This window comes from Cellulomonas dongxiuzhuiae (genome assembly GCF_018623035.1).
Lineage (GTDB): Bacteria > Actinomycetota > Actinomycetes > Actinomycetales > Cellulomonadaceae > Cellulomonas > Cellulomonas dongxiuzhuiae.
The window spans coordinates 1,287,982-1,309,213 of sequence record NZ_CP076023.1 but is presented as its reverse complement, the minus strand read 5'-3'; the positions used below and the strand labels follow the sequence as shown (position 1 = coordinate 1,309,213).

The 21,232-nt window shown below is 75.1% G+C and carries 19 protein-coding genes; 9 read left to right on the top strand and 10 right to left on the bottom strand.

From position 1 onward, the window contains the following. Positions 1–5 precede the first annotated feature (5 nt). On the top strand, positions 6–758 hold the full coding sequence (locus tag KKR89_RS05850) for a GTP pyrophosphokinase (protein ID WP_208197401.1): 753 nt from the start codon (positions 6–8) through the stop codon (positions 756–758). 19 nt (positions 759–777) lie between these two features. Here the strand turns inward: KKR89_RS05850 and KKR89_RS05845 are convergent, their stop codons facing one another. From KKR89_RS05845 to KKR89_RS05835, 3 genes are all read right to left on the bottom strand, one after another. Beyond that, entirely contained in the window at positions 778–2,235 is a 1,458-nt protein-coding gene (locus KKR89_RS05845; RefSeq protein WP_208197400.1) for an alanine/glycine:cation symporter family protein, read from the bottom strand. A gap of 67 nt (positions 2,236–2,302) precedes the next feature. Next, positions 2,303–3,091 (bottom strand): fumarylacetoacetate hydrolase family protein, encoded by a 789-nt coding sequence (locus tag KKR89_RS05840; RefSeq protein ID WP_208197399.1) that lies wholly within the window; start codon positions 3,089–3,091, stop codon positions 2,303–2,305. A gap of 29 nt (positions 3,092–3,120) precedes the next feature. Then, the gene (locus KKR89_RS05835; protein WP_208197398.1) at positions 3,121–3,939 is read right to left on the bottom strand and encodes a methyltransferase domain-containing protein; all 819 of its coding nucleotides are present in this window, start codon (positions 3,937–3,939) and stop codon (positions 3,121–3,123) included. 103 nt (positions 3,940–4,042) lie between these two features. Between KKR89_RS05835 and KKR89_RS05830 the strand changes: the two genes are divergently transcribed. Next, positions 4,043–5,161, top strand: a complete 1,119-nt coding sequence (locus tag KKR89_RS05830; RefSeq protein ID WP_264758019.1) for a heparan-alpha-glucosaminide N-acetyltransferase domain-containing protein — start codon at positions 4,043–4,045, stop codon at positions 5,159–5,161. Between the two features lie 30 nt (positions 5,162–5,191). On the opposite strand, the gene KKR89_RS05825 is transcribed toward KKR89_RS05830, so the two are convergent. The 4 genes from KKR89_RS05825 to KKR89_RS05810 all read right to left on the bottom strand — a co-directional run bounded on the left by KKR89_RS05825 (position 5,192) and on the right by KKR89_RS05810 (position 8,386). After that, positions 5,192–5,977, bottom strand: a complete 786-nt coding sequence (locus tag KKR89_RS05825) for an amino acid ABC transporter ATP-binding protein (RefSeq protein WP_307802234.1) — start codon at positions 5,975–5,977, stop codon at positions 5,192–5,194. A 13-nt stretch (positions 5,978–5,990) separates the two neighbouring features. Beyond that, positions 5,991–6,659 (bottom strand): amino acid ABC transporter permease, encoded by a 669-nt coding sequence (locus tag KKR89_RS05820; protein ID WP_208197396.1) that lies wholly within the window; start codon positions 6,657–6,659, stop codon positions 5,991–5,993. A 25-nt stretch (positions 6,660–6,684) separates the two neighbouring features. Continuing rightward, the gene (locus tag KKR89_RS05815; protein ID WP_208197395.1) at positions 6,685–7,467 is read right to left on the bottom strand and encodes an amino acid ABC transporter substrate-binding protein; all 783 of its coding nucleotides are present in this window, start codon (positions 7,465–7,467) and stop codon (positions 6,685–6,687) included. A gap of 274 nt (positions 7,468–7,741) precedes the next feature. Next, positions 7,742–8,386, bottom strand: coding sequence for a pyridoxine/pyridoxamine 5'-phosphate oxidase (locus KKR89_RS05810; protein ID WP_251141034.1), 645 nt, complete (start codon positions 8,384–8,386; stop codon positions 7,742–7,744). A 99-nt stretch (positions 8,387–8,485) separates the two neighbouring features. Here KKR89_RS05810 and KKR89_RS05805 point away from each other — a divergent pair, with 99 nt between their 5' ends. From KKR89_RS05805 to KKR89_RS05795, 3 genes are all read left to right on the top strand, one after another. After that, complete coding sequence (locus KKR89_RS05805) at positions 8,486–10,018, top strand: HEAT repeat domain-containing protein (RefSeq protein ID WP_208197394.1); 1,533 nt, start codon at positions 8,486–8,488, stop codon at positions 10,016–10,018. Positions 10,019–10,080: 62 nt separating this feature from the next. Continuing rightward, positions 10,081–11,022 (top strand): 3-methyladenine DNA glycosylase, encoded by a 942-nt coding sequence (locus KKR89_RS05800; RefSeq protein ID WP_208197393.1) that lies wholly within the window; start codon positions 10,081–10,083, stop codon positions 11,020–11,022. Continuing rightward, positions 11,019–12,335: an alpha/beta fold hydrolase gene (locus KKR89_RS05795; protein ID WP_208197392.1), complete on the top strand. Its 1,317-nt coding sequence runs from the start codon at positions 11,019–11,021 to the stop codon at positions 12,333–12,335. The genes KKR89_RS05800 and KKR89_RS05795 overlap by 4 nt, the downstream gene beginning before the upstream one ends. Positions 12,336–12,371: 36 nt before the next feature. Here the strand turns inward: KKR89_RS05795 and KKR89_RS05790 are convergent, their stop codons facing one another. Further along, positions 12,372–14,648, bottom strand: a complete 2,277-nt coding sequence (locus KKR89_RS05790; protein WP_208197391.1) for a beta-L-arabinofuranosidase domain-containing protein — start codon at positions 14,646–14,648, stop codon at positions 12,372–12,374. A gap of 98 nt (positions 14,649–14,746) precedes the next feature. Here KKR89_RS05790 and KKR89_RS05785 point away from each other — a divergent pair, with 98 nt between their 5' ends. From KKR89_RS05785 to KKR89_RS05770, 4 genes are all read left to right on the top strand, one after another. After that, entirely contained in the window at positions 14,747–15,760 is a 1,014-nt protein-coding gene (locus KKR89_RS05785) for a LacI family DNA-binding transcriptional regulator (RefSeq protein WP_208197390.1), read from the top strand. 83 nt (positions 15,761–15,843) lie between these two features. Next, the gene (locus tag KKR89_RS05780) at positions 15,844–16,530 is read left to right on the top strand and encodes a ThuA domain-containing protein (RefSeq protein ID WP_208197389.1); all 687 of its coding nucleotides are present in this window, start codon (positions 15,844–15,846) and stop codon (positions 16,528–16,530) included. Next, complete coding sequence (locus KKR89_RS05775; RefSeq protein ID WP_208197388.1) at positions 16,515–17,651, top strand: Gfo/Idh/MocA family protein; 1,137 nt, start codon at positions 16,515–16,517, stop codon at positions 17,649–17,651. Before KKR89_RS05780 ends, KKR89_RS05775 begins: the two co-directional genes overlap by 16 nt. Positions 17,652–17,674: 23 nt before the next feature. Further along, the gene (locus KKR89_RS05770) at positions 17,675–18,820 is read left to right on the top strand and encodes a Gfo/Idh/MocA family protein (RefSeq protein ID WP_208197775.1); all 1,146 of its coding nucleotides are present in this window, start codon (positions 17,675–17,677) and stop codon (positions 18,818–18,820) included. A gap of 36 nt (positions 18,821–18,856) precedes the next feature. On the opposite strand, the gene rnhA is transcribed toward KKR89_RS05770, so the two are convergent. Both rnhA and KKR89_RS05760 read right to left on the bottom strand, forming a co-directional pair. Beyond that, positions 18,857–19,297 (bottom strand): ribonuclease HI, encoded by a 441-nt coding sequence (rnhA, locus tag KKR89_RS05765; RefSeq protein ID WP_214765778.1) that lies wholly within the window; start codon positions 19,295–19,297, stop codon positions 18,857–18,859. A 91-nt stretch (positions 19,298–19,388) separates the two neighbouring features. Next, entirely contained in the window at positions 19,389–21,098 is a 1,710-nt protein-coding gene (locus KKR89_RS05760) for an AMP-binding protein (RefSeq protein ID WP_208197387.1), read from the bottom strand. Between the last annotated feature and the right edge of the window lie 134 nt (positions 21,099–21,232).

The window sequence follows — 21,232 nt, the reverse complement described above, 5'->3', positions numbered from 1 at the left end:
AGGGCATGCACGGCACCGTCGCAGGACCGCTGACCGAGCCGACCTGGGGTCCCGCAGCGACGGCGGCCCACCTGGACCCCGCCGGTGTCGCGCAGCACGTGCGGGACGCGCAGCGGGAGACGGCCCGGTTCCGGATGGGCTACGAGTTCGGCATCGAGGAGATGCTGACGAAGATCCGCATCCTGCGCTCGGAGTTCCGCCAGACGCACGACCACAACCCCATCGAGCACGTCACGTCGCGGCTGAAGTCGATGGACTCCATCATCGACAAGGCCGTGCGGTACGGCTGCGCCACCGACCTGCCGACCATCCGCGAGCGCATCCGCGACATCGCCGGCATCCGCATCACGTGCAGCTTCGAGTCGGACGCGTACTGGGTCGCCGACATGCTGTCGCGGCAGCCGGACGTCGAGATCGTGCAGCGCAAGGACTACGTCGCCGCCCCCAAGGCGAACGGGTACCGCTCGCTGCACCTCATCGTGCGCATACCGGTGTTCCTGTCCGACCGCACCGAGCACGTGTTCGTCGAGGTGCAGATCCGCACGATCGCCATGGACTTCTGGGCGAGCGTCGAGCACAAGCTCTCGTACAAGTACCGGGGCGCGCTGCCGCCGCACCTGCGCGACGAGCTGCTGGACGCGGCCGCGTCGGCGGCCGAGCTCGACGCGCGCATGGGCCGGCTGCGCGACGAGGTGCGGGACCTGGGCGGGGACGGCACCCCGGGCGCACCTCGTGGGGCCGCGACGTCGCCGGTCTGACCCGTCCCCGCGGCCGCCGTCACCGCGCGGGGACGGCGTCGCCGTCGTGCACGCCCGCCTCCCACACGTCACCCGGCACGTCGCCGGGCAGCAGCGGGTTGCCGTGCCCGACGAACCGGTCGTGCCGGCCCGCGCGGCTCGCCGCCCGGTAGTCCGCCAGCGCTCCCAGCGCCCAGCCGGACAGCAGCAGGATCGCCACGAGGTTGACCGTGGCCATCAGCGCCATGGCGATGTCGGCGACCGCCCACACGGTGGTGAGCGCGAGGAGCGAGCCCGCGCCGACGGCAGCGAGGACGAGCGTGCGCAGCGCGTTCAGGGCGCGGCCGTGGATGCCGAGGTACGTGAGGTTGGTCTCCGCGTAGGAGTAGTTGCCGAGGACCGAGCTGAACGCGAACGAGAACACCAGCACCGTCATCGGCAGGGCCGTCCATGACCCCAGCTTGTGCTCGATCGCGGCCGACGTCAGCGCCGCACCGGCGTTCGGGCCGGTCCTGCCCGGCACGTAGACCTCGGGCCCGGCGGACAGGACGATGAACGCCGTCGCCGAGCACACGAGCATGGTGTCCACGAACACCCCGAACGACTGCACCAGGCCCTGCTTCACGGGGTGCGAGACGGTGGCAGTGGCCGCGGTGTTCGGCGCCGAGCCCATGCCGGCCTCGTTGGAGAACAGGCCGCGCTTGGTGCCGTTGAGCACCGCCGCCAGGACGCCCCCGGCCGTGCCGGCCAGCGCGCTGTCCAGCCCGAACGCGCCCCGCAGGATCTGCCCGACGACGTCCGGGAGAGCCGACAGGTTGAGCGCCACGATGACGATCGCGAGCAGCAGGTACGCGCCGGCCATGAGCGGCACGACGATCTCGGCGACCCGCGCGACGCGGCGCACCCCTCCGAACAGCACCGGTGCGGACACGACCACGAGACCCACCGCGGTCCACGCGACGGGGACCTCGTGGCTGGCGGACAGCGTGTCGGCGATGGTGTTCGCCTGCACCATGTTGAAGGCGAACCCGAACGTGACCACGAGCAGCACCGCGAACACCGCGCCCCACCGGTACGACCCCAGCCCGCGCTGGATGTAGTACGCCGGTCCCCCGCGGTACGAGCCGTCCTCCTGGCGCACCTTGAACACCTGGGCGAGCGTCGCCTCGATGAGGGCGGTGGCCATGCCGACCGAGGCCACGACCCACATCCAGAAGACCGCGCCCGGTCCGCCGAGCGTCAGCGCGACCGCGACACCGGCGATGTTGCCCGTCCCCACGCGCGAGGCGAGACCCACGGCGAACGCCTGGAACGACGAGATGCCGCCCGCCGCGTCCGACCGGGACGAGAACAGCTGGCGGACCATCGCCGGGAACAGCCGCACCTGGGCGGCACCCGTGCGGACCGTGAACCACAGGCCCACGCCGACGAGCACGTAGACCAGCCAGTACGAGTACAGCGCGTTCGTGAGCCAGTCGATCCCCACCTGCAGGTCCATGCCGTGCCCCCCGGTCCGCCGGTCCCGTGAGGCCGAGCGTAGGTCCGTGGGCCGCGTGCGGCGACGGCTACGGGGTGCGGCGCACCACGGGGTTGCGCAGGACCCCGATCTCCCCGACCTCGACCTCGACGACGTCGCGGTGCTCGATGCGCCCGACGCCCGCGGGTGTCCCGGTGAGGATCACGTCGCCGGGCAGCAGCGTGAACACCTCGGAGGCGTACGACACGAGGAACGCGACGTCGAAGACCATCTGCGACGTGCGCCCGTCCTGTCGCGGCTCGCCGTTGACCCGGGCCGTGACGGGCAGGTCGTCGACGTCGAGGCCCGGCACGATCCACGGGCCGATGGGGCACGACGTGTCGAAGCCCTTGCCGCGCGTCCACTGGGCGTCGGAGCGCTGGATGTCGCGCGCCGTGACGTCGTTGGCGACGGTGTAGCCGAAGACGTGGTGCAGGGCACGCTCGGGGCTGACGTCCTTGGTGACCTTGCCGATGACGACGGCCAGCTCGGCCTCGTGCTCGACGTGCTCCGTCCAGTCCGGCAGCACGATCGGGTCGTCCGGGCCGATGACCGAGGTGTTGGGCTTGAGAAACAGCAGCGGCGACGTCGGGACGTCGTTGCCGTGCTCGGCCGCGTGCGCGGCGTAGTTGCGGCCCACACCGACGATCTTGGAGCGCGGGATGACGGGCGCCAGCAGGCGCACGCCGTCGTCGTCGAGCCGGACCCGCTCACCCGTCGGCTGCACGGGCGTGTAGATCGGGTCGCCGGTGATGACGACGAGCTCCTCGTGGCCGGGCTCGCCCTCGACGAGCGCGTAGCGGGGGTCGGAACCGTTGGTGAACCTGGCGATGCGCACGGGTCCAGCCTAGGTCCCCTGCGGACGCGTCAGGCGCGCGCGAGCACCTCGCCGTGCGGCACGAGGAACCAGCCGTCGGGCGACGTGCCCCACTCGCGCCACGCGTCGGCGAGCAGCTCGAGTGCGACCTCGTCGGCGAGGTGGTGCTCCATCGCCTGCACGGCGAAGTTCGACGTCACGCACCGGTCGGCCCACAGCCCCGCCCACCACGTGCGGTCCTCGGGGGTCGCGTAGCACCAGACGCCCGCGCCCGGCGCGACGCCGGCAGGGTCGAAGCCGGCCTCGCGGACCCACGACAGCAGGCGACGTCCGGCGTCCGCCTCGGCCCCGTTGGCCTGCGTGACCTCGTGGTAGAGCGCCTGCCACTCGTCGAGGCCCGGGTGCGGCGGGTACCACGTCATGCCCGCGTAGTCCGCGTCCCGCACGGCGACGACGCCACCGGGCCGCGTCACCCGGCGCATCTCGCGCAGCGCGGCGACGGGGTCGGTGAGGTGCTGCAGCACCTGGTGGGCGTGCACGACGTCAAACGTGTCGTCCTCGAACTCCAGCGCGTACGCGTCCCCGACCTCGAAGCGCACGTTGGCCGCGCCCTTCTCGGCGGCGTGCTCCGTGGCCACCGCGAGCACGGCGGCGGACCGGTCCACGCCGACGACCTCGCCGGGCGCGACGCGGGACGCGAGGTCCACCGTCACCGTGCCGGGCCCGCACCCGACGTCGAGCAGCCGCTGCCCGGGCGCGAGCGCGGGCAGCAGGTACCCGGCGGAGTTCTCCGCCGTGCGCCACCGGTGCGAGCGCAGCACGCTCTCGTGGTGGCCGTGCGTGTAGACGTCGTGGGTCCGCGTGGTCACGGGGAACTGTAGGCACGCGGTTCCCCGTCGGACCAACAACCGGGACGGATGAGTTCACATGTCGAGAAGCAGCGCCGCGCCGCGCCCGCCGGTGCCGTCTAGCATGCCCAGGGTGCGACGCATCGTCGGGGTGGACACCGCCCGTGGGCTGGCCGTGCTCGGGATGGTGACCGCGCACGTCGGGCTCGACGACCCCGACCGTGCGTTCCCGCCCGGCGGCTGGTCGCAGCTCGCCGACGGCCGACCCTCGGCGCTCTTCGTGCTGCTGGCCGGCGTCGGTCTCGCGCTGCTGTCCGGCGGCGACGACCCCGTGGACGGCACCCGCCTGGTCCAGGCGCGGCTGCGGGTCCTCGTGCGGGCCGTGCTGCTCGTCGTCCTCGGCACGCTGCTCGTGCTCCTGGACACGCCCGTCGTCGTGATCCTCGTGGTCTACGCGGGCCTCTTCGCCGCGGGGGTCGCCGTCCTGCGGTGGCCGCGCTGGGCGCTGGTCGTCGCCGCCGTCGTCGTCGCGCTCCTCGGGCCCGTGGTGCGCCGGCAGGTCGCGCCGCACCTCGAGGTGACCGACGCGCGCCCCCTCGACCTGCCCGCCGTGCTGGTGGGCGACTACTACCCCGCGGTCGTGTGGCTCGCCTACGTGCTGGTCGGGCTCGCGGTCGGCCGCAGCGACCTGCGCGCCGCCCGCACGCACGCGGCGCTCTTGGTCTGGGGGGTCGCGCTCGTCGCTCTCGGTCACGGCGGGGCGTGGGCCGCGCGGCTCGTGCTGGGCCGGGTCACCGAGCTCACGACGTCCGAGCCGCACTCGTCGACGTTCTTCGAGGTCGCCGGGAACACCGGCGCGTGCCTGCTGGTGCTGGCCGTCTGCCTCGCCGTGGGGACGCGGTGGCCGCGCCTGCTCGCACCGCTGTCGGCGACGGGCGCGCTCGCGCTCACCGCCTACACCGGCCAGCTGCTGGTGATCGCCGTGCTCGGCGACGAGGTCGTCTGGGAGCCGACCCTCGGGAGCTGGCTCGCGTTCCTGCTCGTGACGCTCGCGCTGTGCTGGGTGTGGCACGCGACGCTCGGGCGGGGACCGCTGGAGCTTCTGCTCCACACGGTGTCGCTGCGCGCCGCCGACGTCGCGCCGGACGTGCTACCCGCGCGTCGCGGGGCGGCGCGCGACGCGAGCGACGAGGGCGCCGGCGACCCCGACCGGCCCGTCGCCGGGGCCGAGCGCCCGCGCTGAGCACGGGCGCGGCGGCGGGTCCGGGTCAGGTCAGAGCGGGTCGAGGATCCGCTGCAGGAAGCGGCGCGTCCGCTCGTGCCGCGGGGCACCCAGCACGTCGTCGGGGCGCCCTTCCTCGACGACGTGCCCGTCGTCCATGAACACGACGTGGTCGGCCACCTGCCGCGCGAACCGGATCTCGTGCGTCACGACGACCATCGTCCAGCCCTCGGCGGCCAGGTCCCGCATGACCGCGAGCACCTCCCCCACCGTCTCGGGGTCGAGCGCCGACGTGGGCTCGTCGAACAGCAGCAGCCGGGGCCGCAGCGCGAGCGCACGCGCGATGCCCACCCGCTGCTGCTGACCGCCCGACAGCTCGTGCGGGTAGGCGGCGGCCTTGTCGGCCAGCCCGACCTTGGCCAGCAGCGCCGTCGCCTCGGTCCTCACCTCGGCGGCGGGCCGGCGCTGCGCGTACAGCGGACCCTCGGTGACGTTCTGCAGCGCGGTGCGGTGCGGGAAGAGCTGGTGGGACTGGAAGACCATGCCTGAGGTCGCACGCAGGCGGCGCAGCTCGCTCGCCGTCGGGCGACGCGCGAGGTCGAGCTCGACGTCGTCGACGCGCACGGTGCCCGCCTCCGGGACCTCGAGCGAGTTGAGGCAGCGCAGCAGCGTCGTCTTGCCGGACCCGGACGGGCCGATCAGCACCGTGACGCTGCCGCGGTCGACGCTCAGGTCGATGCCGCGCAACACGTGCAGGTCCCCGAAGGACTTGTGCAGATCGCGGACCTCGACCAGGAGGCGGGCATCCGGCGGGGTCGTCGCGTCGCTCGTCGTCATCACGTCTCCCACGTCAGTGCGCCACGAACCGGTCGAGCCGGCGCTCGAGCCGCGACTGGAGCGTCGACAGCACCAGGCAGATGAGCCAGTAGATGACCGCGGCCAGCGAGTACAGGGTCATGAACTCGTACGTCGGCGCCGCGATCTCCTGCGCCTTGCGCAGCAGCTCGGTGACCATGATCGTCGACGCCAGCGACGTGTCCTTGACCAGCGAGATGAAGGTGTTCGACAGCGGCGGCACCGCGACGCGCACGGCCTGCGGCAGCACGACCCGCCGCAGCGTCAGCGTGTGGTTCAGCCCGATGGTCGCGGCCGCCTCCCACTGGCCCTTGGGCACCGACAGGATCGCGGCGCGGATCGTCTCGGCCGCGTACCCGCCGACGTTCAGCGAGAACGCGACGACCGCCGACGGGAACGGGTCGATGACCAGCCCGAACGACGGCAGCGCGTAGAAGATGATGAAGAGCTGCACGAGCAGCGGCGTCCCGCGGATCAGCGAGATGTAGACCCGCGCCAGCGCCGACACCACGCGCCGGCGCGAGAGCCGGGCGAGGGCGACGACCAGCGCGAGCACCAGCCCGATGGCGAACGAGATGAGCGTCAGCGGGATGGTGCCGCGCACGGCCCCGGACAGCAGCGGCCCGATCGACGACGCGACCAGGTCCCACGTGTCCGCGCTCACGCCACCTCCTCGCGCCGCGCCGGTCTCACTGCGAGACGTCCTGGCCGAACCACGTCTGGGAGATCTCGGCGAGCGTGCCGTCCGCGCGCAGCGCCGCGAGCGCCTCGTCGAGCTGCGCCGTGAGGTCCGACCCCTTGCGCAGCGCGAACGCCTGCTCGACGGTGTCGCCGGTCTCGAAGGCGATCTTCACCGAGGTGTCACCGGACTGCTGGAGGTAGTCGAGCACCGCGAGGTCGTCGTTGAACGTCACGTCGATGCGCCCCTGCTTGAGCAGCGCGACGGCCTGCGTGAGGCCCTCGACGGACTCCACCGTCGCGCCCGCGTCGGTGGCGACCTGCGACCAGTTCGACGTCGCGGACTGCGCGGCGGTCAGGCCCGAGACGTCGGCGATCGACGTCACGGCGTCGTTGTCGGCGGCGACCAGCGCGACGCCCGTCGACACGGTGTACGGCTCGCTGAGGTCGTACTTCTCGGCGCGCTCGTCGTTGACCGTGACCTGGTTGGCGATGACGTCGTACCGCTCCGCCTCGAGCCCCGCGAAGATCGAGTCCCACGTGGTCTCCGAGAACTCGACCTCCAGGCCCAGCTGGTCCGCGACGGCCGTGATGACCTCGACGTCGTAGCCCGTCAGCTCACCGTCCGCGTCGTGGAAGCTGAACGGCGAGTACGTGCCCTCGGTGCCGACGCGCAGCACGCCGGCCTGCGACGTGCCCTCACCGCTCGGCTCCGGGTCGCCGGACGAGCACGCGGCCAGCGTCCCGACGGCGACGACGAGTGCGGCGGCGAGGAGGCGGGGGGTGCGGGACATGAGGGACCTTTCGGGACGGGCCCGCGTGCCGCGACGGGGCACGCAGAGACATGAGGAGAGAGCACCACGGGAGGGTGGCTCGTGCCACCGGGGGCGACGGAGGTCGCGGGCCGGACGGGAGACGTCCGACGGGGGCTGCGTCAGCGACAGCAGCGACAAGCACGACACGCGACGACGAGGGCGTCACGGGAGGTCGTGGTCATGCGGGCGACCCTAGCACCGCGTCGGTGCCGGTCAGAGCCCTTCAGAGCCCTCCAGAGCCCTCCAGTGCCCGTCAGGGCCACACCAGCGCGTGGTCCCAGCCGTCGCCCGTGCGGCGGTAGACCAGCCGGACGTGGGCACGGTCGGCGCTGCCCTGCCAGAACTCGACGACCTGCGGGACGACGAGCCACGCCTGCCACGTCGGCAGGACGAAGCCGGGGTCGGCGTCGATGCGGCCGCGCGCGTCGCGCATGGCCGCCCGCAGGTCGTCGACGGACGTCAGCGGCTCCCCCGGCCGGACACCCGCCGCGGCCGCGCGCGACGCAGGCGACCGCGCGAGGTAGTCGACCCCGGAGACCTCCGCGCCGAGGTACCGGGCGGCCCCGGCGACCCGCACCTGCCGCACCAGCTGCTGCCACCAGAAACCGAGCGCCGCCTGCGGGTTCGCGGCCAGGTCGGCCGCCTTCGCGCTGCGGGCGTCGGTCGCGAACGCGAAGCCCTCGGGGCCGACGTCCTTGAGGAAGAGCACGCGCGCCGACGGCCGGCCGTCGGCGTCGGCGGTCGCGAGCGTCGCCGCGTGCGGCTCGGGGACGCCGAGCTCGACCGCAGCGGTGAACCACGCGGCGAACAGCTCGAGGGGGTCGTCGGAGGCCGTGCCCTGGTCGAACGGCGGGGCGTCGCCGGACACGGCGGGCAGGGACCGCAGCAGCTCGCGCACGAGCGTCACCCTGCCGGGTGAGGACCGTCGGGGCAACCGGCCTGCGTCGGCGCAAAGGGAGTGACCGCCGACGCGCTGCCACGGCACAGTGGACCCGTGATGACGACGTCGAGCCGAGACCTCCTCCATCGCGTCGTCCCGGCGGCCGTCTCCCAGGACCCCGCCCGCTGGGACGACGCGGCCGCCGTCCTGCGCGGGCTCGACGGTCGCGGGTGGTTGCGGCTCGACCGCGCGGCACGGAGGCACGGACCGGCCGGGCCGACGCCCCGCGTGAGCGGCACCTCGGGATGGCTGGGCCCGTCGCTGCTCGAGCCCTCGGGGTTCGTCGCGGCCGTGACGAGCCTGCACACCGACGGCCGTGTCCGTGAGCGGGCCACCCGCGTGCTCGGCACGCAGGCGGGACCACTGGCCGCCGCTGCGCTGGCCGTCCGGACGTTCGACCACGTCGGGCCCGTGCGGGCCGCCGCCCGGGCGTCCGTGGCGACGGTCCGCGACGTCGAGCGGATCGAGGCGGTGCTCGACGTCCTCCTGGCGGGGCAGGAGCGTGACGACGAGGGCGACACGGTCGAGGAGACCTGCCGGCACCTGGCCGGGCGCGTCGAGCCGCGTGGCCTCCTGCGGGCGAGCCGTCGGCGGGCGGTGCGCCGCTGGGCGTGGGCCCGCGCGTACGCCGACGGCACGCTGACGGGCGACGACCTCGTCGACGGAGCGCTCCACGACCCCGACCAGGCGGTGCGTGCGTCGTGCGCCCGCTGGCTCACGGCGTCGACCGACGCCCACCGGCTCGCCGACCTGGTCGCGGCGCGGTCAGTCGAGGTGCGCGTCGCGGCCGTCGGTGCGCTGCCGGACGCGGCGCTCGACGACGAGGTGATCGCCGCGCTCCTGCTCGACCGGGCGCCGCGCGTCCGCGAGCTCGCGATCCCCCGTGCCCGGCGCCGTGGTCTCGACCCCGTGGCCCGCTACCGCGAGCTGGCGGAGGCGTCCTCGGTGCCGTCGCGGGTGCGGGCAGCGTGCCTGGCCGAGCTCGCCGTCGCCGGTGACCGCCGCGATCTCCCGACCGCCGTCGCCGCGCTCGGCGACCCGAGCCCGCACGTGCGCGCGTCGGCCGCGCGCGCGGTCGCCGGGCTCACGGACGTCCGGGACGCCGTCACCCGGCTCGCGCCCCTGCTGCTCGACCCGAGCGCACGCGTGAGCTCGACCGCCGCACGTCACCTCGCGCGCCTCGGCGCCCCGGCCTCGTGCACCGAGCTGGCGTGGGCGTCGCCGGTCCCCGCCCACCGGCAGGGCGCGTGGCGCGTCACACGTGCGGTGGGCGGCTGGGACCGTGTCGGGGCCGATCTGCGGGCGGCGGTGGACGCGGACCCGCACCTGGCGGCGTCGGGTCGGGCCGGCGTGACCACCTGGCTCGGGCACGGTGCCGCGACGACCTGGGGCACCCCGACACCGCAGGAGCGCGACCGCATGGCCGTGCTGCTGCCGGCGAGCGGGCTGCCGGACCGCCACGTCCGGTCGGTCGCGTTCCACGCCGGGCTCGCGCGACCGACCTCCGCGCAGACAGCCGCGGTCGAGCGCCCGGGGCCGCGTCCACGTCCGGTCGGACGGCGTCACTGGTGGCGCCGGCTCCTGAGCTGAGACGCATGGGGCGCGGAGGGCGTCGGACGCGGGGGCCGACCCGGTCGACCTACCCTGGGTGGGTGCCCGCCGCCCCCACCCCGACCGCACTCGACGCGGCAGCCTGGTCGACGTACGCCGCGGCGCACGCCGAGCGCGCCGACGCGCTCACGGCCGGCCACCGGGCACGCCGGTCGCGGCACGAGAAGCACGCCGTCGAGGACTTCCTGTTCGAGTACTACCCGGCGACGCCCGCGCAGCTGCGCCGGTGGCACCCCGGGGCGGGCGTCGCGCTCGCGCCGGGCGACGACGGTCCCGCTCCGCACGCGGCGTGGCGCTGGTACCGGACGGACGACGCGGGCGCGGCGACGCTCGACGTCGACGCGTTCCTCGCCGCGCGGGGCGACACCGTGCGGTTCGTCGCCGGGCTGCTCGCCGCGACCGCGTCCCGCCCGGCCGCCACCGGGTGCTTCGGGCTGCACGAGTGGGCGATGGTCTACCGCGAGCGCGCGGGCGAGCACCGCCACCCCCTGCCGCTGCGCCTGGGCGGTGCGGGGACCGACGCCGTCGTCGAGGCGCACCGCATCCGCTGCACGCACTTCGACGCGTTCCGCTTCTTCACGCCCGACGCGGTCGGGCGCAACACCGTGGCCCTCACCCGCGAGACGCAGACGGCGACGGAGCAGCCGGGGTGCCTGCACGCCAACATGGACCTCTACAAGTGGGCGCTGAAGCTCGGCCCGCTCGTGCCCGGCGACCTGCTGCTCGACTCCTTCGAGCTCGCGCGCGAGATCCGCACCACCGACATGCGGGCCTCCCCCTACGACGTGTCGTCCTACGGGCTTCCACCGATCGCCATCGAAACCCCGGCGGGCAAGGCCGAGTACGTGCAGCGACAGCGCGACTACGCGGAGCGCTCCAACGCGCTGCGCGAGCGCCTGCTGGTGGCGTGCGGCGCACTCGTGCGCGACCGCGGCGCGCTCGTCGGAACCCGTGGCGCAGCGCCCCCGTTACGGAGGTCATGACGACGCAGCGCACGACAGGGCCGGGGACCGAGGGCGCGGCGCGGCAGGTGCTCGCGCGGGACGGGCGGACGGTCGACCGACCGGTGGGCGGGGGGTCGGGCGCGACGTTCCCGCTCGCGTACGTGCGCACGGGGCCGCGCACCGACGTCCCGCCCGTCGTCGTGCTCCCGGGTGGTCCCGGCCTCGCGTCCGTCCTGCCGTACGTGCGGCTCCGCGCGGACGCGGCCCGGCGAGGGCTCGACGTCCTCATGGTCGAGCACCGCGGCATCGGGCTGTCCCGCCGGGACGCGGGCGGCGCGGAGCTGCCGCGGTCGGCCGTCACCGTGGCGGCGGTCGTCGACGACGTCGCGGCTGTGCTCGACGACGCCGGCGTCGAGCGCGCGGTCCTCTACGGCTCGTCCTACGGGACGTACGTCGCGCAGGTGTTCGGCGCCCGCCACCCGGACCGCGTGGCCGCGATGGTGCTGGACTCCCCCGTCCTCGACCCACCGGGCGACCTCACCCTGTCCCGTCGGCACCGGCGGCGCCTGCTGTGGGACGGCGCGCTGCGGGACGGCGACGACCCGGCCCTGGCGGACGTCGCCGCCGCGGTCCGCGCCCTGGCGGACGACGTGCCCGCCGCCGAGCTCGCGCACGTGGTGCAGGTGGTGCACGAGTTCGCCGGTCCCGACGTGCTGCACCGCCTGCTCCTCGCGCGGCGCGCCGGCCGCCTGCGCGCCGTGTGGGACCGCGTCGCGTCCCTCGGCGCGGGCGAGAGCGAGGGCACGGGGGTGCCGTTCGTCATGGAACCGGACCTCGTCGCGGGGATCATGTACGACGAGCTCGGGTTCGGTCTGCCACCGGACGGCGGCCCGCTGGACCCGCAGCTGGCCTTCGCCGACGCGGCGGCCCGGCACGCGGGCCGCGACACCGCCCCGCCCGGCGGTGCGGCGACCGCCGGGCGGGACGCCCCGGCAGGTGCCGTGCCGACGGGACCCGGGACGGTCGACCTGCCCGCGGCCCTGCCGGCGTTCGCCTGGCCGACGGCGGTCCTGTCCGGCGAGCGGGACCTGCGCACGCCACGGCCGGTGGCGCAGCGGGTCGTCGACCTGGTCCCCGGCGCGGTCCTCGTGCCGCTCACCGCGACCGGCCACAGCGCGCTCGACACGCACCGGCGCGCGGCACTGCTGGCGGCGCACGCGGCCACGGTCGGTGCTGTGCCCCGGCTGCCGGCCCTCGCGGACCGGCTGGCCGCCCTGCCGCGGCGCGGCCCGTCCCGGCTCGTCGGCACGGCCGTCACGGCCGTGGTCCGGGCGACGACGCGGCACCCCTGACGTCGCCGGCGCGGAGCCGGCCGGGGCGGGATGCGGTCAGCCGGTCGGCGAGGTCAGGAGGTGGATCGCCACGACCGGGGGCGTCGGGGCCGGGGCGACGGCCGCGATGGCGACGTCGTGGGTGCCGGGCGGCACCAGCAGGTCAACGGTGCGGGTGTCGGGGCCCGGCTCGGTGACGTCGAGGACGCCGACCTGTGCGCCGTCGACGACCACGCGCGCGCTCCCGGGCTGCGCCAGGTACGTGACCCGGAGCACCGCCCCGCGGGCGTCGGGGTCCGTCAGCCGGTAGGAGAACCGGTCGCGTGTCGCGCGCCAGTGGCGGCCGTCGGCGGCGCCCGTCCACGTGTCCGAGCCGCGGTAGCGGTGGTCGGTCTCGGGCTGCTGCTCACCGCACGCGACCGCATCGACCGTGCGCGCGGCGAGCCCCAGCTGCTCGTCGTCGAGGGCTGCGAGCGCCGCCCGCCGCCGCTCGACGTCGGCGGCGTCGCGGACGGCCGGGAAGTACACGGTGTACCGCGCGTCGTGCAGCGTGTGCAGCGGCTCGAGCGCGAGCGGGTGGTCGACGCCGCGGTCCAGGACGAACGCGCCGTCGTCGCCCGGACGCAGCGCCGCCGCCAGGTCGTCGTCCGACCCGACGAGCAGCGGTGCGTCCGCCAGCGGACGCAGCGGGCCGTGCGCGACGTGCCCCATGCGCGCGTCGTCGGCCCGCAGCCCGTCGAGGTCGTCGGCGTCACCGCGGGCCGCGAGCGCGACCGGTCCCCACAGGAGCGCGACCCAGCCGTCGTCACCCGGCAGCCGCTCCGCCGACGGGCCGGCGACGAGCTGCCAGGCGACCGTCTCGCCACCCCGCCACGTGCGCCGCACGGTCACGTAGCCGTCGCGCTCGTCCGTGGGCGTCACGTCGGCGCCGTCGACGGTGAGCACGACCTCCTCGCGCGCCCAGGCGGGGCGCCGCACGTGCAGGCCGAACGTGGTCGGGGCGTCGACCTCGACCGTCAGCTCCACCACGGTCACGGGCGCCGGGGCGGGGTACGTCGACGCGAGCCGCACGCGCACGCCGCGCTCGGGCCAGTGCAGCAGCGACGGCACGGGCAGGTTCACCAGCAGGTCGCCGTCGGCGTGCGCGTACGCGAGCTCGCCCAGCCGCGCGTAGGTCTCCAGCGCCGTGCCCACGCAGCACCACATACCGTCGTCGCGCGTCGAGTACACGCGGTAGTGACCGGGCCGGGCGGGCGTGAAGTAGACGAAGCCGCCGTCGGGGTGCTGGGCGGAGAGCACGTGGTTGACGAGCTGACGCTCGGCGGCATCGAGCAGGCTCACGTCGCCCGTGACCGCATAGAGGCGCCGCTCGACCTCGAGCATGTTCGCGGTGTTGCACGACTCGGGCCCCTCGCGGTGCAGCACATGCGCCTGCGGGTCGGGCGTGAAGTGCTCCGCGACCGAGTTGCCACCGAAGACGAGGGTCCGACGGTGCAGCACCGTCGCGACGAACGCGGCAGCCGCCTGCGTCTGGCCGATCCCCGGCCAGCCGACGACCTTGGCGATCTGCGTGTTGGCATGAAGGCCGTCGAGCGCGTCGCGTCCCGTACGCAGCGGGCCGAGCAGCGAGGCGTCGGCGAAGCGGCGCGCGAGGGTCGCGTACCGCGGGTCGCCGGTGAGCTCGGCGAGGTCGCCGTACGCCTCGCACATGCCGCCGAACTCGGTGCGCAGCATGCGGGCGAAGGCGTCGTCGTCGAGCCTGTCGCACAGCGCGACGCCCCAGTCCCCCAGGCGCACGGCGGCGTCCCGCGCCCGCGCCGCGACGTCGACCGGCGCGTCGCGGGCCGCGTCGAGCAGGCCCGCGTACGTCTTGTGGACGTTGTACCAGGGCACCCACGCACCACCGAGGTCGAACGAGCCGGCCTCGGCGCCACCGGAGGCCACCGACTCCCACAGCGCGACGCCGCCCGGGACGCCTCCGACGTAGCCCGTCCCGAGCGCGTCCTGGCACTCCACGAGCCCGTCGACGAGCGCGCGGGCCAGCGCGGCGGCACGCTCGTCGCCCGTCGCGGCCCACTGCAGCGCCGCGGCCGACAGCGCGTGCCCGCCGATGTGCCCGTCCAGGCCGATCGACTCCCAGCTGCCGTAGGGCTCGGCGACGGGAGGCAGCCCGGCCTCGCGCCGGAACGGCGCCAGCAGCCGGTCGGGACGCAGCCCGAGCAGGTACTCCCGCGCGGTGCGCTGCGCCGCCGCGAACGGGCCGTCGGTGAGCCGCACGGCCGACAGGTCGAACGGGACGGCGACGGACGACGAGGGGGCGGCGACGGTGCTCACGCGGTCAGCCTCGCATCCGGCGGCGCGTTCGTCACGTCCCGCAGAGATCGATCTCCGATCCGTCGTCCCGCAGGGCGCACCCGTGGCAGCATGCCCCCATGAGCCGGTCCGCACGCCCCACGCTGCTCGACGTCGCGCGCGCTGCCGGCGTCTCGCGCGCGACCGCGTCGCGCGCGCTGGCCGGGCTCACGAGCGTCGACGGCGACCTCGTCCGGCGCGTGCGCGCCGCGGCCGCCGACCTCGACTACCGCACCAACACCGCGGCGCGCGCCCTGCGCAGCGGGGCGACGGGGTCGGTCGCGCTCGTGGCGCCGAGCAGCGAGCTCGAGGGCCAGGGCGGGCCGTTCGTCGGCGCCCCCCTGCGCGGTGCCACCGCGGTGCTGTTCGCCCGGTCCGTGCAGCCGGTGCTCCTGCTCGACGACGCGCGCGACCGCGCTCCGCTGCTGCGCTACCTGACGTCGGGCCACGTGGACGCCGCGGTCGTCGTGCTGCAGCGCGAGTCGGAGCCGCTGTTCGCCGAGCTCGGGGACCTGCCCCTGCCGGTGGTGTTCGTCGGACGGCCTCGGGCGACCATGGACGACGCGCTGACCTCGGTGGACAGCGACCACTACGGCGGCGGGCGGCTCGCGGCCCGCGCGCTGCTCGAGGCAGGCCGGCGCCGGATCGCCGCGGTCGCGGGCCCGGCGGGCTACGCACCGGCCGACGCGCGCACGCGCGGGTTCCGCGACGAGCTGGCGGCATGGGACGTGGCCCCGGGGCCCGTGGTGCACGGATCGTTCTCGATGTCGTCGGGCGCCTCGGCCGCGGCCTCCGTGCTGCGCCGCGACCCCATGGTCGACGCCCTGTTCGCAGGGTCGGACCTCATGGCGCTCGGAGCGATGCGCGTGCTGGAGGCCGGTGGCCGGCGCGTGCCGGACGACGTGTCGGTCGTCGGGTTCGACGACACCGTGGTCGCCGAGACGTGCGACCCGCCGCTCACGTCGGTGCGCCAGCCGCTGCGCGAGCTGGGGGCGCGTGCGGCCGAGCTCGTGCTGGAGGTCCTCGACGACCCGCGCGTCGAGCCGCAGCACGTGGTGCTGCCCACGACGCTCACTGCACGCGAGTCGGTCTGAGCCCCTGGCCTTCCTCGGGCTCCCCCGGTAGCGTCCGGGAGATCGATCTCTCACCGGTGCGAGATCCCCACGGAAGGCTCCACGTGAAGCAGGCTCTGGTGGTCCGGGGCGGCTGGGACGGGCACGCGCCCCTCGCCGCGACGGACATGTTCCTCCCCCACCTCGAGGCGACGGGCCACACGGTCCGCGTCGTCGACACCCCCGAGGTCTACGCCGAGGACGCGATGGCGGACGTCGACCTGATCGTGCAGTGCTACACGATGGGCGAGGCCTCCGGCGCGGCCGTCGCCGGGCTGCGCAAGGCCGTCGCGGCCGGCACCGGCCTCGTCGGCTGGCACGGCGGCATCGCCGACTCGTTCCGCAACAGCTCCGACTACCTGCAGCTCATCGGCGGGCAGTTCGCCACGCACCCGTCCCAGCACCCGGACCAGTGCACCGGCGACCAGTCCGACAACTACCTGCCGTACACGGTCGACATGCTGCCCGCCGCCGCCGACCACCCGGTCACCGCGGGGATCGAGTCGTTCGAGCTCACGACCGAGCAGTACTGGGTGCTCACGGACGACCTCAACGACGTCCTGGCCACCACGACGCACCCCGCACCGCCGTGGCACCCGTGGCACCGCACCATCACGTGCCCGGCCGTCTGGACGCGCCAGTGGGGCGAGGGCCGCATCTGCGTCGTCACGCCGGGCCACAGCCTCGACGTCCTCGAGCACCCCAGCGTGCGCACGATGATCGAGAGGAGCATGGTGTGGGCGAGCCGCTGAGGGTCGGGGTCGTCGGCTGCGGCGTCATCTCCGAGGCCTACCTGACGACCGCCGCCCGCACGTCGGAGCTGGAGATCGTCGCCGTCGCCGACCTCGACCGCACCCGCGCCGACGCGACGGCCGCGCGTCACGGGGTCCGCGCGCTCGACCTGCCGGCGCTGCTCGCGCACGACGACGTCGAGTGGGTGCTCGACCTGACGACGCCCGCCGCGCACGAGGAGGTCGCCCTGGCGGCGATCGCGCACGGCCGCTCGGTCTACAACGAGAAGCCGCTGTGCGCCACGGTGGAGGAGGCCCACCGGGTGGTCGAGGCGGCCAGGGCCGCCGGCGTCGCGGTCGGCGGCGCACCCGACACGGTGCTCGGCACGGGCGTGCAGACCGCACGCGCGGCCGTGGCGTCGGGCGCGATCGGGCGACCGGTGGCCGCGACCGCGACCATGGCGTGCGGCGGCCACGAGGCGTGGCACCCCCAGCCGGACTTCTACTACGCACCGGGCGGCGGGCCGCTGCTCGACATGGGCCCGTACTACCTGACGACCCTCGTGCACCTGCTCGGGCCGGTCACGGCCGTGCAGGGCCTGGCGACCCGGCCACGCACGCACCGCACGATCGGGCAGGGCCCGCGGGCCGGCGAGCAGGTCCCCGTCGCCGTCGCGACGCACGTGACCGCGCTCGTCGAGCACGCGTCGGGCGCCGTCACGACGCTCCTCATGAGCTTCGACGCGCCCGCGTCCCTCGCGCGGCCGATCGAGGTGCACGGCGAGGAGGGCTCGCTGCTCGTGCCGGACCCCAACCGTTTCGACGGTGAGGTGCGCGTGCACGCGCGCGGCGACGAGTGGCGCACGCTGCCCGCGTCCGCCGGCTACCGGGACGCCGGCCGCGGGGTCGGGCTCGTCGACGCCGCCCGCAGCGCCGACCGGCGCACGACGCGCGCGTCCGCGGACGTCGCGCTGCACGTGCTCGACACGATGGAGACGGTGCTGCGCGCCGCGGACGCAGGCACCAGGCTGGAGGTCGCCAGCACGTGCGACGTCCCGCCGCTCGTGCCGCTCACCGACCTCGACGCCCTCGGGAGGCCCGACATGGCCCGCACCACCCCGCCGACGGCGGTCGCGTCGTGAGCGCCCCGCGCCTGGGCGTCGGCATGATCGGCCACGCGTTCATGGGCCTGGCCCACTCGCACGCCTGGCAGACCGCGCCGCGCTTCTTCGACCTGCCGCTGCGGCCCGACCTGACCGTCGTCGCCGGGCGCGACCCGCAGCGCGCGGCCGCCGCGGCGGAGCGGCTGGGCTGGGGGTCCTCGACGACCGACTGGCGCGAGCTGCTCGACCGCGACGACGTCGACCTGATCGACATCTGCACGCCGGGCGACACGCACGCCGAGATCGCGATCGCGGCGCTGCAGGCCGGCAAGCACGTGCTGTGCGAGAAGCCGCTGGCCAACTCGGTCGCGGAGGCCGAGGCGATGGTTGCGGCCGCCGAGGCCGCGCCGGACCAGGTCGCGATGGTCGGGTACTCCTACCGCCGCGTCCCCGCCATCGCGCTGGCACGCCGGCTCGTCGCCGAGGGGCGCATCGGGACCGTGCGGCACGCGCGCGGCCTGTACCTGCAGGACTGGCTGTCGGACCCCGCCACGCCGCTGTCGTGGCGTCTCGACAAGGCGAAGGCCGGGTCGGGGTCGCTGGGCGACATCGGCGCGCACGTCATCGACCTCGTGCAGTTCATCACCGGCGAGACCCTGACCGGGGTGTCCGCGCAGCTCGCGACGTTCGTCGAGGAGCGGCCGGTCGCGGCGGCGTTCGGCGGCCTGTCGGGCGTCGGGGACGCGGGCGGGGCGACCGGCCCCGTGACCGTCGACGACGCGGCGGTGTTCACGTCACGCCTCTCGGGCGGCGGGCTCGCGCTCTTCGAGGCGACCCGCTTCGCGCTCGGCCGCCGCAACGCGATCCGCGTCGAGATCAACGGCACCGACGGGTCGATCGCGTTCGACTTCGAGGACATGAACGTCCTGCACGTGTACGACGCGCACGACCCGGCGGGCCTGCAGGGCTTCCGCCGCGTCTACGTCACGGAGCCCGAGCACCCGTACACGGGCAGCTGGTGGCCCACCGGGCACGGGCTGGGCTACGAGCACGCGTTCACGCACCAGGTCGTCGACCTCGTCGAGGCCGTCGCGGCGGGCACGCAGCCCGCGCCGACGTTCGCCGACGGGCTGCAGGTCCAGCAGGTGCTCGACGCGGTCGAGCGCTCGGCGGCCGACGACTCCCGGTGGACGCCCGTCGCGACCTGACGCGGCCCTGACGGCGCGGGGGCAGGCGCCGACCGGTCAGCGACCGGCGCCCGCTCCCGCGCGCACGTCGTCGACGCCGCGGTTGGCCAGCGCGTCGGCGCGCTCGTTGCCCGGGTCGCCCGCGTGCCCCTTCACCCAGACCCACGTCACGTGGTGCCGCTCGACCTCGGTCTCGAGCGCCTGCCACAGCTCCTTGTTCTTCACGGGCTTCTTCTCCCCCGTGAGCCAGCCGTTGCGCTTCCAGTTCGGCAGCCACTTGGTGAGCCCGTTCATGACGTACGTCGAGTCCACGTGCAGCGTCACCCGGCACGGCCGGCGCAGCGCGCGCAGCCCCTCGATGACGGCCGACAGCTCCATGCGGTTGTTGGTGGTGACGGCCTCACCGCCCCACAGCTCCTTCTCCTGGTCGCCGAAGCGCATCCAGGCACCCCACCCCCCGACGCCGGGGTTGCCCTTGCAGGCGCCGTCGGTCCACATCTCCACGGGGGTCATGTCGTCGGTCTCGCTCACGCGGACACCGTACTTCGGTCCGTCGCCGGCTCGGCGCGCACGACGGGGCGCCGGCGGGTCAGGACTTCTTCGACGACTTCTCGAGCACCTGCTCGCGGACGACCCGGCGCAGCACCTTGCCGACCTGCGAGCGCGGCAGGTCCTTGAGCACGACGACCCGGCGGGGCAGCGCGTACCGCGCGAGCCGCGTCTCGCACCACTCGCGCACCGCGGCCAGGTCGACGCCCGCACCGGACCCGTCCTCCTGCAGCACCACGGCGGCCACGACGTGCTCGCCCATGTCGCCGGCGGGCTCGCCCACGACGGCGACGTCGAACACGCCCGGCATGCCGCGCAGGTGGTCCTCGACCTGCGAGGGGTACACCTTGAAGCCGCCGGTGACGATCATCTCCTTCATGCGGTCGACCAGGACGACCATGCCGTCCTCGTCCACGCGGACCACGTCGCCGGTGCGCAGCCAGCCACCGTCGAGCAGCTGGTGCGCCGTCTCCTCCGGGCGCTTCCAGTAGCCCTGGAACACCTGCGGTCCGGAGATGAGCAGCTCGCCCTGCTCCCCCGTCGGCACGTCGCGCGAGGGGTCCTCCTGGTCGACCACGCGGATGCGGGTCGAGGGGAAGGGCAGGCCGAGCGCACCGGGCCGCCGGTCGCGGCTCAGCGGGTTGCCGAGCGCGACGGGCGAGGTCTCGGTCATGCCGTAGCCCTCGGAGACGATGCCGCCGGTGACCCGCTCCCAGCGCTCGGCCGTCGCACGGGGCAGGGCCATGGCGCCGCTGATCGAGTAGCGGAACGACGTGAGGTCCGCTCCAGCCTCCTCCGCCGCGACGGCGAGACGGTCGAGCATGGGCGGCACGGCGGGCAGGAACGTGCCGGGCCGGCGGCGCTGCGCGGCGAGCACGCGCGCGGGGTCGAAGGACGGCAGCACGACGAGCGTCGCGGCGATCCGCACCGAGTAGGTGAGGCACAGCGTCAGACCGAACGCGTGGAAGAAGGGCAGGACGCCGTAGACGACCTCGGTGCCGGACCGGTGCTGCGTCCACGTCTGGCCCTGCAGCGCGTTGGCGACGAGGTTGCGGTGGGTCAGCACGGCGGCCTTCGGGGTCCCCGTGGTGCCGCCGGTGTACTGCAGGAGCGCGACGTCCGACGCCTCGGGGGCGTCCGACGGCCGCAGGGGCTCGGCGGCGTCGAGCAGCCGGTGCCAGTGCGGCACACCGGCGGGCACCGGCCCGCGCATCGCCGCGCGCGTGGCACGCGCCTTGGCCACGGGCAGCCGCAGCGCCCAGCGCGACGTGCGAGGCAGGTCGGCGGACAGGTCGACGGCCACCACGTGGCGCAGGTCGGTGCGGTCCCTGGCCTCGAGCACGCGCGGGACGGTCTGCTCCCACACGATCGCGACGGTCGCGCCGGAGTCGGCCAGCTGGTGCGCGAGCTCGTCGGCGGTGTACGTGGGGTTGTGCTCGACGACGACCGCGCCGAGGCGCAGGACGGACCAGAACGCGACGACGTGCGACGTGCAGTTCGGCATGACGAGCGCGACGCGGTCGCCCGCGCGCACGCCGAGGTCGTGCAGGACGCGGGTGCCGCGCTCGACGCGGGCGCCGAGCTCGCGGTAGGTGGTGGCCCGGCCCAGGAAGTCGACGGCGACGCGGTCCGGGTGGTCGCACACCGCACGGTCGAGCGTGGCGGTGAGGGGCTCGTCCGGGATCTCGATGTCGCGGGGAACTCCCTGCGGCCAGGCGGCGGGAAGATCGGCTGGGGCAGCGCTGGACATCACCGTGCCAGCGTAACCTACGCGACCGTAGGTTACCGGCCCGTAGGTCCTAGGGAGGCCGCCCGCGCCAGGGGCACGTACGCTGCCAGGGCCGACCGCCCGGGACGGCCGCGCCGCCCCGGCCGGACCCGTCC